This window comes from Prosthecobacter sp. (genome assembly GCF_044222565.1).
GTDB lineage: Bacteria > Verrucomicrobiota > Verrucomicrobiia > Verrucomicrobiales > Verrucomicrobiaceae > Prosthecobacter.
Genome location: NZ_JBGANA010000007.1, coordinates 116,141 through 131,447, shown reverse-complemented (window position 1 = coordinate 131,447; position 15,307 = coordinate 116,141). Strand labels below are relative to the sequence as shown.

Genomic DNA, 15,307 nt, shown 5'->3' with positions numbered 1-15,307 from the left:
AGGCCGTTGCATGGTGCGCCACGCATCACTCAAACGTCATCGGTCCCTCATCGCCCATCGATTGCACGGTGCGCTTCACGAAGTTCAGCCGCATCACCGGGCCGTTCTTTTCTGTCGTGCCAAAGAAGAACTGCGTGCCGCTTTTCAATGTGCAGGCGGTTTCCAAGATCACCTCCTGCGAGGGGCCGCGGTAATGGATGAAGCCCGCGCTGGCTGAGTAACTGCCCGCAGCCGTGATGATGGTGATGACGGCATCCCGCGCCTTGACGAGCCGCACGGGCCCATTCTTGCCCTCACGCACAAAGCGGATCTCGCGTGCCTGCAGGACGACGTAAGGAGACTCGCACAGCACCAGCTGCCGCCGGGATTTTCCGACTCCACGATCCGTGGCATCACCCGCGATCCAGGTCAGCGGATCGATCATCGCCAAAGTATCAGACACACCTTCCGTGACTGCCACCACGCCGCGCCCGAGCACGGCGCCGGAGCGCGGCGCACTCTGTCCGCCGCGCGCAGCGGACACCTCTTCATCGCTGATGAGCAGGCTTTTCGGAATGCTCCGCACGCGCTCCACCTTGAATTTCGGGCCCGGTTTCGCAGCCCACTCCTTGAGCTGCTGCGTGGGCACGCCTGGTGCAGCGCGCTGCGTCGCTCCAGAAGTCACGCCATCCAGAGCCGCAGACGCCATGACACCGGCGCACGGAGTCAGCCACGGAATGGAGAGCAGACACACGGCGGAGACGAACAGAAAGCGGTGCAGGTTTTCGCGTTTCATGGAATGAGGCTGCCGTTTTTGGTTTGCTTATGCAAGCCTGCATTGGCCTGATCACCCGCACGCGGCGCTCTGGGAGGCGCTCATTTTACACCGCAGAGATTGGAAAAACGCAGAGGTTTTCAGAAACGATTCAACTCAAGTCTCTGCGTTTTTCCAGCCTCTGCGGTGCAAGTTTCCTGCTTCACCGGTAGAGCTTCTTCTCCACCACCGGCCCGTTCACCAGCACCTTGCGTTTGGCGAAGTCGAGAATCATGAGGGCATCCGGCTTCGCGCCTTTGATGTGCTGCTCGCCGGACTGCACGGTGGGATCTCCTTCGAGGACGATTTCCGTGGAATTGCTGCGGAAGTGAATGCGCTGCGCGATGCCGAAAAACGTGCCGTCCTTGGTGATGACGGTGACCTTGCTGCGGTTGCTGGCGCGGGCGAGCCTGGGCCAGGGCTGCTTGTCCTGCTTCACATAGACGAGGTCCTCCCCCTGCAGCAGCACGAAGGGAAATTCATTGAGCGCGAGCTGGCGGCGCGTGTCATCGATGGAGCCGAGCGTGCCGTCCGTGCTCGATCCCGCCGCGATGGCCAGCAGATAAGTGACCATGCCCATGAGATCGCCCGCCTTCCCGGTGATGCCGGAACCGGGGCGCCTGGCCTTCGGCGAGCCTTTGGGCAGCTCTGCATCTGTAATGAAGAGGCTGCGGGAGACGAGCCTGTTCCCCTGCACTTCCAGCATGGGGCCGGGCAGCGCAGCCCACTGCTTCAAATCTGGAAACGGCAGGTGGTCCAGCGGGCCGGAGGTCAGCGGATCGGACACACTGCGCATGGCCCTGTGAGCCAGCGAGCCCTCATGCATTTTGCAGGAGGTGAGAGCGAGGAGAGAAAGGCATAAAACCGGCAGCAAAGACCGGGGGGATTTCCAAATCATGACCTCCCTAGGCTGTCGTTACCGCCCGCGTGCGCAAGTTTGATTTCACCGAGCGCCGTGGGATGCCGAATCTCAGGTCTTGAGGCGGATAAAAACAGGCGGCTTTACGCCTCGCTAAGCTGTCTGCCGATTTGGATGCGCGAGAGATGGCGCCGTTACATTCACAGCGGCTTTTTCCACTTCACCACACGCGTCCAACCGTGCTACCAAGGCGTATAGGACACGAGCCTATTCAAATCTTTGAAACACCTAATCCAACCCCACTCATCTCTTTCTTTCACCACGCTGCTGCAGCTGGCCGCCATCCTGGGCAGCAGGCTGGACGTGGAGCGCGCTCGTCTGGCCACGGAGCATGCCCTGCAGCAGCAGGAGCCGTCCGGAGATCCGCTGGAGCTGCTGTGCACGGCGGCGGCAGATGCGGGCATGCAGGTGTCTCCGGTGCGGCTGCCGCTGCGGGAGGTGGTGTGGCATGCGCGGGAGGACTCTCCGGTGGTGCTGTGGAGCCACACGGAGGGCCGCTGGCGGGTGATCACGAGCGCGGGGTGGTTCCGCCTGCGGATGGCGGAGGGCGAGCACCCGGACCATCGCGTCACGCTTTCCCGCCAGGCGCTGGCGCGACTGCTAGGACACGAAAGTGTGGAGGCAGTGGTGGAGGCCGGGATCGTGCATGCGAGCCGGCCTGCGCAGGACATGAGTGCCGCGGCGGATGCGGAGCATACCCACGGGCCTGCAGCGGCGGATTCCGCAGGGCATGGGAACGGACATGGCGACGGCCACGGGCATGGCCATGGCGGATTGAGTCCGGCGCGGCGGTTCATCGGCCTGCTGCTGGCAGAGCGGCAGGAGGTGCGCACGCTGCTGCTGTTTTCCGTTTTTTCCGCGCTGCTCTACCTCGCGGTGCCGCTGGCGGTGGATGCGATCGTGAGCAATCTGGCCTTCGGCGGGCAGTCGCAGCCGTATGTGCAGGCGCTGGTGGTGGTGTCCCTGGCGCTGTTTGGCTGCCTGGGGCTGCAGGCGGTGGTCACGGCGTTTCAGTATTATGTGTCTGACGTGATCCAGCGGCGCATTTTTGTGCGTGCGGCGGCGGACCTGGCGCATCGCCTGCCCCGCGTGAAGGCGCAGGTGCATGATGAGGTGCACGCGCCGGAGATGGTGAACCGCTTTCTGGATGTGGTGACGGCGCAGAAGTCCACCGCCATGCTGCTGCTGGACGGGGTGAACCTCGTCTTTGGCGGACTCATCGGCATGCTGCTGCTGTCCTTGTACCATCCAATGCTGCTGCTGTTTGCGGCGGTGCTGCTGGGACTTATCCTGCTGAGCCTTTGGCTGCTGGGACGCGGTGCGGTGGCCACCAGCATCGAGGAGTCGCGCTTGAAGTATGATCTGGTGAACTGGTTTGAGGAGGTGGCACACTTTCCGTTTCTCTTCAAAGGACCGGGCGGCAGCCGCATGGCGCACGAGCGTGCCAATGAGCTGAGCACAGGCTATGTGATGGCGCGCAGCCGGCACTTCCGGGTGCTGATGCGGCAGATCGCGGGCCTGCTGACGCTGCAGGTGGTGGCCTCGGCGGCGCTGCTGGTGGTGGGCGGGTATCTGGTGATCAGCCAGCAGATCACGCTGGGCCAGCTGGTGGCCAGCGAGATCATCATGAGTGGCATCGTGACCTCCCTCTCAAAGCTGGGGAAACAGCTGGAGGCCTGGTACGACGCCATGGCGGCCATGGACAAGCTGGGCCACATCTTTGACCTGGAGACGGAGCGCGAGGGCGGTGAAAAGCCCGCGCTGCATGGCGGCGGAGCGGAGGTGGTGGCCGGGGGCATGTCCTTTGCGCACCACGCGGGAGCGGTTCTCTTTGAGGATCGCAGCTTCAGCATCCCTCCCGGGGCGCGTGCGGCAGTGGTGGGCCCGCATGGCGCGGGGGCCAGCTCGCTGCTGGACATCCTCTTCGGCCTGCGCAAGCCGGGCGGCGGCTATGTGATGGTGGACGGTGTGGACCTGCGGACCTGGGATCTGGAGGCGCTGCGGGAGAGCACGCAGCTGCTGCGCCGGGACGAGATCATGGACGGCACGGTGGTGGAAAACCTGCGCCTGGGCCGGTGTGACATCGGCATGGACGAGATCCGCGCCGCGCTGAAGCAGACGGGCCTGCTGGAGGAGCTGCTGGCGCGTCCGGAGGGGCTGGGCCTGCGGCTCAAAATCGGCGGTGCGCCGCTCTCTGGAAACCAGCGCATGCGCCTGCTGCTGGCACGCGCCCTGGCGCAGCGCCCGCGCCTGCTGCTGATCGATGAACTGCTGGACCACATGGACGACGCCTCCTTTGCGCAGCTCTCCGAGGCCATCATGGGCAAGGGACAGCCCTGGACCGTGGTGGTGGCCACGCGGGATGCCCGCGTGCGCGCCCGCTGCAGCCACGTCATCGAGCTGGCCCCCTGCCACCTGAGCGAGAGCAGCATCCCCCTGCCCCATGCCATTTGATGCAGTCCATGCGGCACGATGCCATGCCAAACCAGACACTGAAGACGCACACGACTGACCTGACCGATCTGAGACCATGAACGCCCCTTCCCCTGCCACCCTTCCCTATTTCACCCCGCCTGCGGCGCGGCTGCCGGCGCTCAGCCTGGCCAGCCCGGCGCGGTTCATCCGCATCTTCAGCCGTGTGCTGGTGGCGGGCTTCTTTATTGCGGTGCTGGCGCTGCTGTTTCTGCCATGGCGTCAGTTTGTGTCTGGCACGGGGCGGGTCATCGCCTTCAATCCGCTGGAGCGCCGGGTGAATGTGGAGGCGCAGGTCTCCGGCCGTGTGCGCAACCTGCACGTGACCGAGGGGCAGCGCGTGAAGAAGGGGGAGCTGATCATCGAGATCCAGGACAACGACCCGAACCTGATCAACAACCTCAAGGCGCAGCGGGAGGCGATCGAGAGCCGGCGTGACTTTGCACAGGGGCGCGTGGAGTCGCTGACGGCGCAGATCACGCAGCAGGAGCTGTCCAAGACGCAGGCCATCGATGGCGCGGAGCAGCGTGTGGCCGGGGCCAAAATAGCGGCGGAGACGGCGCAGCTGAACTTCGCACGCACGCAGGATCTTTTTAACAAGCAGCTGGAGTCCCAGCGCAACATGGAGCTGGCCAAACTGCAGCGGGATGCCACCAGCGCGGACCTGAAGTCCGCCGAGGCGGCGCTGAAACGCACGGGCAATGACATGGACGCGCTGATCGCGAGCATCCATGCCTCCAAGGGCAGTGCGCTGGCCGAGGTGGCCACGGCGGAGCGCGACCTCTCGGTGATCGATGTGCAGATCAATCAAAACCTCCGCCAGGTGGTGGAGGTGCCGCGGGACGGCATCGTGCTGCAGGTGGCGGTGACGGACGGCACCTACCTGCGGCCCGGCTCGCTCATCTGCGTGATCATTCCTGAAAGCGACAGCCGCAATGTCGAGGTGTGGGTGGACGGCAATGACATGCCACTGGTGCATGCGCGCAAAGAGGAGAATGGCGTGGTCACGCCCGGCAGCCCCGTGCGCCTGGCCTTTGAGGGCTGGCCCGCCGTGCAGACCATCGGCTGGCCGCAGCTGGCCATCGGCACCTTTGCCGGAGAGGTGGTGTTTGTAGACGCCAGCGACGATGGCCACGGGCGCTTCCGCGTGCTCATCGGCCCTGCGGAGGATGTGGTGGACCGCGGAGACGGCAAAGGCCCCGTAAAAGTAGGCTGGCCGGACCACGAGCGCTGGCTGCGCCAGGGCACGCGCGCAAATGCGTGGATTCTCCTCAACGAGGTGCCGCTGTGGTTTGAGCTCTGGCGGCAGATCAACGGCTTCCCTCCGGTGTACTCGGACGCGGACGGCAAGCTGGACCCTACCAAGAAATAACATCCTGACATGACACTGAAGACGATGATGAAGACCCGGAAAAACACTCCGCCCATGCCCATGGCAAAACCCTCACCCCTGCGCCACTGCCGCGCCGCCATGGTGGCGCTGGCGCTGCCCTTCACCGGACTGGAGGCCGCGCCGGAGGAAAAGGTGCGCCCGCTGCTGCTGCCGGAGGTGCTCAAAAGCGTGCAGACGCAGTACCCGCCCTATCTCGCGGCGCTGATCGAGCAGGACATCGCCAACGGACGTGTGCGCCAGGCACAGGGTTCCTTTGACCTCAATCTAAACGCAGGCAGCTCCTTTGCGCCGGCGGGTTACTATGACGGGCAGACAGGCTACGCCGTGCTGGAGCAACCGCTGACCAACTGGGGCGGCAGCGTGTACGGCGGCTACCGCCTTAGCAGCGGCTTTCTGCCAAACTACAACAAGGAACGCACCAGCGTGGACGGGGAGGGTCTGCTGGGCTTCCGTATCCCGCTGCTGCGGGACGGCACCATCGACCGTCGTCGGGCCGCGCTGTGGCAGGCGCGGATCGACAAGGAGCTGGCGGACCCTTTTATCCAGCGGCAGTATCTGGACTTTGTACGGGCGGCTAGCATTTCCTACTATGGCTGGGTGGCGGCGGGTCAGCGGCTCGCACTTTCAGAGTCGCTGCTGCGCGTGGCACGGGATCGCGACTCCGCCATCGCCGAGCAGGTGAAGAAGGGCGCCTCCGCCCCCATCGTGCAGGTGGACAATCAGCGTCTGGTGGTGAGCCGCGAGATCGCCGTGGTGCAGGCGAGCCGCCGCTTTCAGGCCGCCACCATCGAGCTATCGCTTTTCTACCGGGACGTCGTCACGGCTGACCCCATCCTGGCCAAGCGCTCGCGCGTGCCCGCCGCTTTTCCGGTGCACGACCGCCCGAGCGAGTCCCAGCTCACGATCGACATCGCCCAGGCTCGGATTTTTCGGCCCGAGATCCGGCGCATCGAGCTGACGCTGGAGAAGACGGGGATCGACCTCAAGCTGGCGAAGAACAACCTGCTGCCCAGCGTGGAGGTGGGCGTGCAGGCCGCACAGGGGCTCAATGGCCGGACCCCGCGCGACATCGAGCGCACGGAGGTGGAGGCCAAGATCGAGTTCAAGCTGCCGCTGCAGCGCCGCGAGGCCAAGGGCCGCGTGGACGTGGCGCAGGCGCAGATCGACCGCCTGGAGCAGGAGATGCGCTTTGCCCGGGAGAGGATCACTGCAGATGTGCGTGACTCCCACAGCGCCCTGCATGCCGCGCACGAGGTGCTGCAGATGACCCGGCGAAACGTGGACCTTGCGCAGCAGCTCGCAAACGCCGAGGCCGAGCGTCTCAAACAGGGCGCCACCGACCTGCTCGCGCTGCAGATCCGCGAACAGGCCAGCTTTGACGCCAAGGTCCTCGAAGTGGAGGCTCAGGCCGAATACTTCCGCGCTCTGGCCAACTACCGCGCCGCCATCGTGGCGAAGAATTAGCACGTCATGGCACCGCTATTCCGCATTGCCAATATCGTCACGCATGGACTTCGTGCGCCGCCACATCATGAAAAGCCCCAGCACCGCCATCGCCGCTGAAATGAACTGGTAGCCACTGAGACCGAGCCAGATCCTGGGCGTGTCGCGCATAAATTCATGCACAAAACGGAACACGCCATAGGCGGCGAGGTAGAGGAAAAACAGCCGGTCGCGCAGCAGCCCGCGCCGCTGCAGCAGCAGAATGACCACGAGGACGAGCACCTGAAATGCGCCCTCCACAAACGGCGCAGGCCAGCGCGCCACGCCCTGCACATCCCGCGCGGCAAAGACACCCGCCACCGGCCGGCCGAGGCAGCAGCCGTTCACATAGCAGCCCACGCGCCCCAGCAGAATGCCCACGGGCACGATGACCGCAAAGGCGTCTCCGGTGGAGCTGCGGTGGCCCACGAGGTGCTTCACCCACTCCACACCGGCGTACGCGCCCAGCAGACCGCCCAGCACGGACTTGCCCGTGGCCCAGCGCAGCCAGCGGTCCGGCTGCTGCCACTCCAGCCAGCCTTCCGCCAGCAGGTAGGCCACCTTCGCCCCCGCGAAGCCGCCTATGAGCGCCCCGAGGTAGATGAGCAGCATGTCGCTGCGCCCCTGCGCACGCCGATACCAGAAGATAGCACCGACTAAGATGCCGAGCATCATGCACAGGGCGTAAACCGGACTGCCGGGTAGAAACTGATGCTGGGGAGAGGGCTCCGAGTTCACAGCGGGGTGCGAGTGTCCGCAAAGCCGGAGTAGTAACGGCAGAAGGAATCGAGCTGGCCGTCCGGCCGAATGACATGCGTGCAGCAGCGGTCGATGCGGTCCTCGTCCCAGGTCCACGCATCCATGAAGGGCTTCACCATCAGGCGAAAGGCCATGCTGCGCGTCTGCTCCATGGTTTTCAGCAGTTCGCCCAGCGGTTCGTTTTCACAGCCGCACTGCGCCAGGTCCGCGAGCGTGTAGTGGATCTTGTCCTGAAGAAACCCCTGGAGCTTGCTGAAGTCCAGGAAGTCGCTGACATGAAATACCTGATCCTCGCGCCGGATGAGGTAGCCAATGGTGGCGCAGTTCGGATCTCCACACGGCAGCGGAGTGAAGTCTTCATAGCGAAGCTGCCCCTCCGACTGCTCCACGGCGGCCATCAGAATGTCCGCCGTATTAAGCCGCTGCTTCACTGATGGCGTCTGATTGCGCCCGCTGAGAAACTCCGGCTGAAAGGTGATGCCGTGGATGTTGGCATCATCCAGGCCAAAGCGGATCGTCTGCCAGAGATGCGGCAGGTTTTCATGCGTCACCGTCATCGCCAGCGTCACAGGGATGTTCGCTGCTGCCAGATTGGCCAGCGCCTTTTGCTTCACCTCGCGCAGATCCGCACCGCGCAGCGCGTGGTGCCCTGCCTCCTGCAATCCATCGAACTGAAGATACACCTGAAGGCCGCCCTTGCGGAAGATCTCGCCCAGTTCCTGACACAGCGCCGGCTCTTTGGCAAAGCGCACGCCGTTGGAGTTGATCAGCAGGAAGTCGATTTTCTCATGCGCCTTCGCCCAGCGGCAAAGTTCCGTGAGCTGCGGGTGCAGCGTCGGCTCACCGCCGGAGAGCTGCAAAATCTCGATCTTCCCTTTGCGTGCGATCACGCCATCTACGCGCGCCTGGATGTCCGCCATGGGGATCGCATCCACCTTGGAGCCGATGCCCACGGGCGAATCTGCGTAGCAGGTAGGGCATGCGAGATTGCAGGAGTTCACGATCTCAATCAGCGCCAAACACGTGGAAAGCGTCTCGATGGGATTCGCACCACGCCCTGCCGCGTTGCGCCCCAGAGTGCCCGCTGTTTTCCCTTCCGCCGTGCAGCACGCACCGCCCGAGCAGCAGCGGTTTTCCTCTTTCCCCTGCGCCAGCCAGTAAAACCGCGCATCACTGGCGATGCACGCGCTGAACTCCCCATGCGCGATGCAGCGCCGATTCATATACACCTTACCATCCCGCTGCTCGACAGTCGCCGGGCATGGCCGGTGGCACTTCGGGCAGCGGGAGGTGGTGCGTTTGAGGAGGGTGGTGGTCATTAATGATGCCCGACGTTATTCATGACAATGACACAGCCGACAAAAAAGCAGACCAGCATCAGCGCCCAGCCGCCTAGAAGAAGCGCCGCAATCAGACAGCCCGAGTGGCTCCTGCCAAGCTTCACGGAAGAATAGATGTGCAGTATCAGAATGACCCCCAAGATCACCCACCCAAAGGCCAAGATGAAATTGTTTTGCCCCATGTTATTGCCGAGAGGGACAACCAATCCGGGCGCGATCATCGTCGCCAAAATCCACGCGACCCACCATCCACCCCTCGCAGGCGGTTTAGACGGAACAGGAGGAGGCACCGAGGGTGGGAGCTGAGGGGAATCAGACATGGCCGCATTCAATCACCCTCCCTGACTTCTGGCAAGATGAGTTGCAGCAGCTTCGTTCTCATGCGCCCAACCCCGCTTAGCCACGCTCATGATCCGCCGCCTTTTCCTCTCGCTGCTCGCCCTGCCCTGCCTCCTCAGCGCTGCTGATGCGCCGCCGAACATCGTCATGATCATTTCGGACGATCATTTGTACAGCGACTACGGTTTCATGGGGAACAAGGTCGTGCAGACGCCGAACCTGGACCGGCTGGCTGCGGAGAGCCGCACCTTCACGCGCGGTTACGTGCCGTGCAGCCTGTGCTGCCCCAGCCTCGCCACGATGATCACCGGCCTGTATCCGCACCAGCACAAGGTGACGAGCAATGACCCGCCCATCCCCGCCGGCATGAAGGGCAAGGATTTTCATAGCAGCCCGCAGTTTGATGCGGGTCGCGAAGTGGTGAGCAAGCACCTCGAAGAAGCTGGCACGCTGCCCACCATGTTGAAACAAAAAGGCTACCTCAGCCTGCAGACCGGCAAGTGGTGGCAGAAGAGCTACGAGCGCGGCGGCTTCACCCATGGCATGACCCACGGCGGCCGCCATGGCGATGCGGGCCTGGACATCGGCCGCAAGACCATGCAGCCCATCTATGACTTCATCAGCGAAGCCAAAAAGCAGCAGAAGCCCTTCATGGTCTGGTATGCGCCCATGATGCCGCACGATCCGCACACGCCGCCGCAGCGCCTGCTGGAAAAGTACAAGGACAAAACCCCCAGCCTGCCCGTGGCCAAATACTGGGCCATGGTGGAATGGTTTGACGAAACCTGCGGCGAGCTGATCAAGCACATCGATGACAACGGCATGAAGGAGAACACCATCTTCGTCTATCTCAGCGACAACGGCTGGATCACCAACCCCAAGACCGGCCGGTATGCCGAGAAGTCGAAGCAGAGCCAATACGACGGCGGCCTGCGCACCCCCATCATGATCCGCTGGCCCGGCCACGTGCAGCCAAAAATGACCGACGATCTCGCTCAGTCCATCGACCTCGTCCCCACGCTGCTCAAGGCCGTCGGCATCGAGCCCACCAAGACCTTCCCCGGCATCAACCTTCTGGACGATACCACCGTGACTTCCCGCAAAACCCTCTACGGCGAATGCTTCACGCACAACTTCGTGGATCTCAACGTCCCCGCCTCCAGCCTGAAGTGGCGTTGGATCGTGGATGGCTTTGATAAACTCATCGTGCCTCAAAAGGCAAACCAGCCCGACGACGTGGTGGAACTCTACGACCTGAAAGCGGACCCCACCGAAGAGAAGAACCTCGCCGCCGAAAACGCCGACAAAGTGAAGGCACTGAGCGCCAAGCTGGATGCGTGGTGGAAGCCGTGAGGCAACGGCCCGGCGCAGCGTAATTCGTACACTCCGTGTGCGGCACGCTCGTCCCGGAGCCATGCGAACCACACATGGCCCACACCCAAACGCCGCACTCGGAGAGTGCGGACCACGCCACGCTGGGATACTCAATCGCCTGACACCAAAACTCAGCTCTGGGCATCGACAGACAGGAGTGTCTGTCGTACTGTTGCACTATGCCCACCCGTCTTTATCCTCACAGCGCCCTTCGGCGTGTCGATTCAGACACCGACGTCCTGCGCGCCTTCGAAGACCACGAGTTTGACCGCGATTATCCGGCGGATGTTTACCAGCAGTCCGCCTGCCACTGGACTCCGGTGGATGTGGGTCAGCTCGCTGCGAAATGGCTCGTCCAGAAACCCGGCACCCGCGTGCTGGACATCGGCTGCGGTCCTGGAAAATTCTGTGCCATCGGTGCAGCAACCACCCAGGGCCACTTCACCGGCGTCGAGCAGCGCCTCAGGCTCGTCAAAGCCGCGCGCAACATGCTGGCGCGCCACCGCATCCCCCGTGTCGAGATCATTCACGGCAACATCACCTCGGTGTCGTTTGCCGCCTTCGACGCGTTCTACCTCTTCAATCCCTTTGAGGAAAACATCCTGCCCATGCTGCGCATCGACCACGATGTGGAGATGAAATCCCAGCTCTACGACGACTACACCCTCCACGTGCAGACCCAGCTCGAGCACAAGCCCCTCGGCACCCGCATCGTCACCTACTACGGCAGCTGCGCCGAAGTCCCGGAATGCTACACCTGCGAGCAAACCGCCCATGAAGGCATGCTCAAGCTCTGGATCAAAACGCACACCGTCAGTGAAGACGACAGCGAAAACGAGCCTGCAGACGATGCAGCGCCAAATCCCTGCCGTTTCCCCCATTTGATCTAGCAAGACTCCGGGCTCTCACAGCAAGCAAGCCCCCAAAGAAGAATCATTCCTTGGTCGAGAAACCTGCGATCAGAAGCGCCCGGGCCCTCCACCGCTCCATGGGCCAATGCCTCCCTCCCTTTTCACCCTCTTGCCGTCCGGCCTAACACGTGCTAGGAGGCATCTCATCACCCTCTAAACCCTTTCCCTGTCTATGATCGGCTGGCTGGTTGCCCTCCTTCTTTTCGCGATAGCATTTTTCAACTTCACGCTCTTGAAGGGCTGGCTGCACGTGCATCCGCTGGACATGGAATACTCGCAGGCCTGGCTGCAGAAACACCGCCATACCACAAGGCTCACCGCCTTGGTCACCTCCGGCTCCGGCCTCATGTGCGTGCTGGATGCGCTGGAGATTGTGAAGCTGTTTGCTGCAGCACCTTGAGAGTGGCGCATCCTTTCAGGAACTCGCTCGGGCCGCAGGTTGGGTGTGTTTGGCGTCGAGAGTGATTCATGTCTCATCGCGACCTCCGACAAACCGCCCGACTGCGAGGACGTTCGTGCGTCACATTGGCTGCGGCACGCTCGCAGACGGGCGTGCTGGCGCCACGCCCATCCTACGATCCTGCATGCCCCCCTGTTTTCCACAGATAGTGGTTTAAAGCCACAAACAGCCTCAATCCAAAAACCGAAACTCCGGCGTGGACCAAAGGGTCTGAATGAACCGCGCCCACAGGTCCCGCACATCTTCCGCAGTCGCGTTGCCGGAAAGGCTGGACTCAAGGAACTCGCGCACCTGCTTTTTCTCATTCGCCGTGGGCTTGCGCTGGAGTGAGTCCTGGAATGCGTTGTCAATGCGCGGGTCCGTCTCCGTTGCGGACTTCAGCACGCGATCCGCCGCAAAGCGTGCCTGCTCGATCACCTTGGGCGAATTCATGAGGAACAGCGCCTGCGTGGCCACGGTGCTGGTGGTGCGCTGGGCGATGGGCTGGTTGATGTCCGCGAAATCGAAGACTTCAAAAAGAGGGTGGCGCACGTTGCGGAAGGCGGCGGTATACAGGCTGCGGCGGGTGTCGAGAAACTGGTAGCCGTACTCGATGTTCTGAATCTTCTGGTCATTGGCATCCACCGTTTTGACGTCGCTGACTCCCGGCCCGCCGAACGTGCGGTCCAGGGTGCCCGCAGCGCTGAGCATGGCATCGCGCAGGCATTCGGCATCGAGGCGCTTGCGGTTCATGTGGCTGAGCAGGCGGTTGTCTGGGTCCTGGGCGAGCGGAGCCGCGCTGGAGCTCATGCGGTAGGCGCGGCTCATGACCATCTGCTTGACGAGATGCTTCAAACTCCAGCCGTCTTCGATGAACTTCAGCGCCAGATGATCGAGCAGCTCCGGATGGCTGGGCGCTTCTCCCGTGGAGCCGAAGTTGTCCGTGGTACGCACGATGCCCGCGCCAAACACCCAGTGCCACACACGGTTGACCATGATGCGGGCGGTGAGCGGATTCTCCGGAGAGGTGATCCACTGCGCCAGCTGCAGTCGGCCGCTGGCGTCTGCCGGCATGGTGGGTGCATTCCCCTTCAGCGCGGCCTGGATGAAACCACGCGGCACGCTGGGGCCGAGATTGCGCGTGCTGCCGCGGATGTGGATCTTCGCATCCTCCGGCGCGGTGTCATCCGCCACGGACATGGCCTCAGGCCGGTCAGGCTGGTCCTTTTGCAGCGCTTTGAGCTCCTTCTCGAGTTCAGCGAGCTCGCGCTTGAGCTTGATCGCCGTGGGAGATTCCTTTTTGGCTGCGGGCTCGGCAGGCACGGCCTCATCCGCCGGGAGAAACTGCACCGCATCCACCGTAACATACCCCTGAGAGCTGGCATTGGAGATGAGCACAAAGCCCTGACCGTTCGCTTCAAAGCGGTAGGTGCCCAACGACGCAAACTGCAGCCCTCTGAGACGGTCCGTGACCATTTTGATGGTCTTCAGGTCTTCGCCATCCGCATGCAGAATGGTCACGGTGGCGCTCTCGGCGCGGTTCGGTCCGGCATTGAAGGCCACGCGGACTTCGTAGCGTCCGGTCTTCGGAATCTTCGGCGTGAAGGTCACGGTCTTCTCGCCTTTGCCCTCATTGTTGTCACTGAGGTAGCCCGCACCGATGTAGGGCGCATAGCTGGTGGACGGCTTCCACATGCCCACCTTCTGCGCCGCGCTGTCATCCACCACGATGCCCGGCAGATCGCTCAGGGCGATGTTCTTGCGCGCCCTGAGATCCGCGCTGCCGGCATCCCGCAGGCTGTCCTTGAGCTGGGCGATCTGATCTTTGAGCTCGTTCACCTGCTTCTCGTGCTTTTGCAGTTCGGTCTCCGCCGCGCCATCCAGCGGCAGCGGGGTGTCGATCCAATGGGCCACGTTGTCGGTGTAGTTTCTCAGCGTCTTGGTGCTGCGCATGATGCCCGCCAGAGCGTAGTAATCACGCGCGGAGATGGGGTCAAACTTGTGGTCGTGGCAGCGTGCGCAGCCGATGGTCAGGCCCAGGAAGGCGCGGCCCATGGTGTCGAGCTGCTCGTCCACGATGTCCATGCGCAGCATGCCTTTGTCCTGCTCCTCGTAGTTGGTGGGCCCCAGAGCGAGAAAGCCGGTGGCGGTGACCTGTCGGCGGCGCGCGGCGGAATCCGTGGCGGGCATGATGTCTCCCGCCAGATGCTCGGTGATCATGCGGTCCAGCGGCACATTGTCGCGAATGGATTCGATGACGTAATCACGAAACCTCCACGCATCCTTGAACGGCAGCGAACGCCCGCCACCGGACGACTCCGCAAAGCGCGTGATGTCCAGCCAGTGGGAGGCAAAGCGCTCGGCAAAAGCGCTGGAGGCGAGGAGTTCGTCCACCTTTTTCTCGTAGCTCTGGCCGCTCAGAGAATCCTGTGCCGTGCTCGCTGGCGGCAGTCCGGTAAGATCAAAAGCAAGACGTCGCAGCAGCGTGGCCGGGCTGGCATCCGGCGCGGGAGCGAGCTTGTTCTCCTCCAGCTTGGCAAGAATGTAACGGTCGATGTCATTCGCAGGCCACGCGGTGTTTTTTACGGCGGGCACGGGAGAGGCTTTGGGCGGCTGAAACGACCAGAAGCTGGCATCAGCACGGGCAGACTTGCTTTTGCTACCGGTGCCGGCCACTTCCTCGCGCGGATCGGGCGCCCCTTCATCGATCCACTGCTTGATGTCCGCGATCTCGCTGTCCTTGAGCTTGCGCTTCGGCGGCATTTTCAGATCGCGGTCCGTATAACAAACGGCCTGCCAGAGCTTGCTCTCCGCACTCTTCCCCGGCACCACCGCAGGGCCGCTGTCTCCGCCTGCCTGCCACCCGGCGCGAGAGTCCAGGCGCAGCCCGCCCTTCTGCTTGTCCGGGCCGTGGCAGTCGATGCAATTGGCGATGAGAAGCGGGCGAATGCGCTGCTCAAAATGCGCCATGTCCACAGCTCCGGCGGCGGTGGTCAGGGAGGCGATGGCAAAGGCAAAGGCAGGGGCGCGACGGGTCATCAGGGGTTCGGAGCAAACGAGACGCGTTTGCAGCGTCTTTCAGTCGG

At 63.1% G+C, this 15,307-nt stretch carries 12 protein-coding genes; 6 read left to right on the top strand and 6 right to left on the bottom strand.

Annotated features, from left to right (window positions below; all coding sequences use genetic code 11):
- Nucleotides 1-25 precede the first annotated feature (25 nt).
- Complete coding sequence (locus ACILSR_RS12230; RefSeq protein WP_395750059.1) at nt 26-775, bottom strand: hypothetical protein; 750 nt, start codon at nt 773-775, stop codon at nt 26-28.
- Between the two features lie 181 nt (nt 776-956).
- Entirely contained in the window at nt 957-1,589 is a 633-nt protein-coding gene (locus ACILSR_RS12225) for a hypothetical protein (protein ID WP_395750058.1), read from the bottom strand.
- Between the two features lie 342 nt (nt 1,590-1,931).
- Between ACILSR_RS12225 and ACILSR_RS12220 the strand changes: the two genes are divergently transcribed.
- From ACILSR_RS12220 to ACILSR_RS12210, 3 genes are all read left to right on the top strand, one after another.
- Nucleotides 1,932-4,166: a peptidase domain-containing ABC transporter gene (locus ACILSR_RS12220; RefSeq protein ID WP_395750057.1), complete on the top strand. Its 2,235-nt coding sequence runs from the start codon at nt 1,932-1,934 to the stop codon at nt 4,164-4,166.
- 76 nt (nt 4,167-4,242) lie between these two features.
- On the top strand, nt 4,243-5,556 hold the full coding sequence (locus ACILSR_RS12215) for an HlyD family secretion protein (protein ID WP_395750056.1): 1,314 nt from the start codon (nt 4,243-4,245) through the stop codon (nt 5,554-5,556).
- A 9-nt stretch (nt 5,557-5,565) separates the two neighbouring features.
- Entirely contained in the window at nt 5,566-7,041 is a 1,476-nt protein-coding gene (locus tag ACILSR_RS12210; protein WP_395750055.1) for a TolC family protein, read from the top strand.
- Between the two features lie 15 nt (nt 7,042-7,056).
- Here ACILSR_RS12210 and ACILSR_RS12205 read toward each other — a convergent pair whose 3' ends face one another.
- From ACILSR_RS12205 to ACILSR_RS12195, 3 genes are read right to left on the bottom strand one after another with little or no spacing between them, the layout of a single operon-like run.
- Nucleotides 7,057-7,797: a prolipoprotein diacylglyceryl transferase gene (locus ACILSR_RS12205; RefSeq protein ID WP_395750054.1), complete on the bottom strand. Its 741-nt coding sequence runs from the start codon at nt 7,795-7,797 to the stop codon at nt 7,057-7,059.
- Nucleotides 7,794-9,137 carry a radical SAM protein gene (locus tag ACILSR_RS12200; RefSeq protein ID WP_395750053.1) on the bottom strand — a complete coding sequence of 448 codons (1,344 nt, stop codon included), beginning with the start codon at nt 9,135-9,137 and terminating at the stop codon, nt 7,794-7,796. The genes ACILSR_RS12205 and ACILSR_RS12200 overlap by 4 nt, the downstream gene beginning before the upstream one ends.
- Complete coding sequence (locus tag ACILSR_RS12195; RefSeq protein WP_395750052.1) at nt 9,137-9,478, bottom strand: hypothetical protein; 342 nt, start codon at nt 9,476-9,478, stop codon at nt 9,137-9,139. Before ACILSR_RS12195 ends, ACILSR_RS12200 begins: the two co-directional genes overlap by 1 nt.
- Nucleotides 9,479-9,566: 88 nt before the next feature.
- Here ACILSR_RS12195 and ACILSR_RS12190 point away from each other — a divergent pair, with 88 nt between their 5' ends.
- From ACILSR_RS12190 to ACILSR_RS12180, 3 genes are all read left to right on the top strand, one after another.
- Complete coding sequence (locus ACILSR_RS12190) at nt 9,567-10,850, top strand: sulfatase (RefSeq protein ID WP_395750051.1); 1,284 nt, start codon at nt 9,567-9,569, stop codon at nt 10,848-10,850.
- Nucleotides 10,851-11,050: 200 nt separating this feature from the next.
- Nucleotides 11,051-11,761: a class I SAM-dependent methyltransferase gene (locus tag ACILSR_RS12185; RefSeq protein ID WP_395750050.1), complete on the top strand. Its 711-nt coding sequence runs from the start codon at nt 11,051-11,053 to the stop codon at nt 11,759-11,761.
- 193 nt (nt 11,762-11,954) lie between these two features.
- Entirely contained in the window at nt 11,955-12,182 is a 228-nt protein-coding gene (locus ACILSR_RS12180) for a hypothetical protein (protein ID WP_395750049.1), read from the top strand.
- 231 nt (nt 12,183-12,413) lie between these two features.
- Here ACILSR_RS12180 and ACILSR_RS12175 read toward each other — a convergent pair whose 3' ends face one another.
- Nucleotides 12,414-15,260, bottom strand: coding sequence for a DUF1553 domain-containing protein (locus tag ACILSR_RS12175; protein ID WP_395750048.1), 2,847 nt, complete (start codon nt 15,258-15,260; stop codon nt 12,414-12,416).
- Nucleotides 15,261-15,307 lie beyond the last annotated feature (47 nt).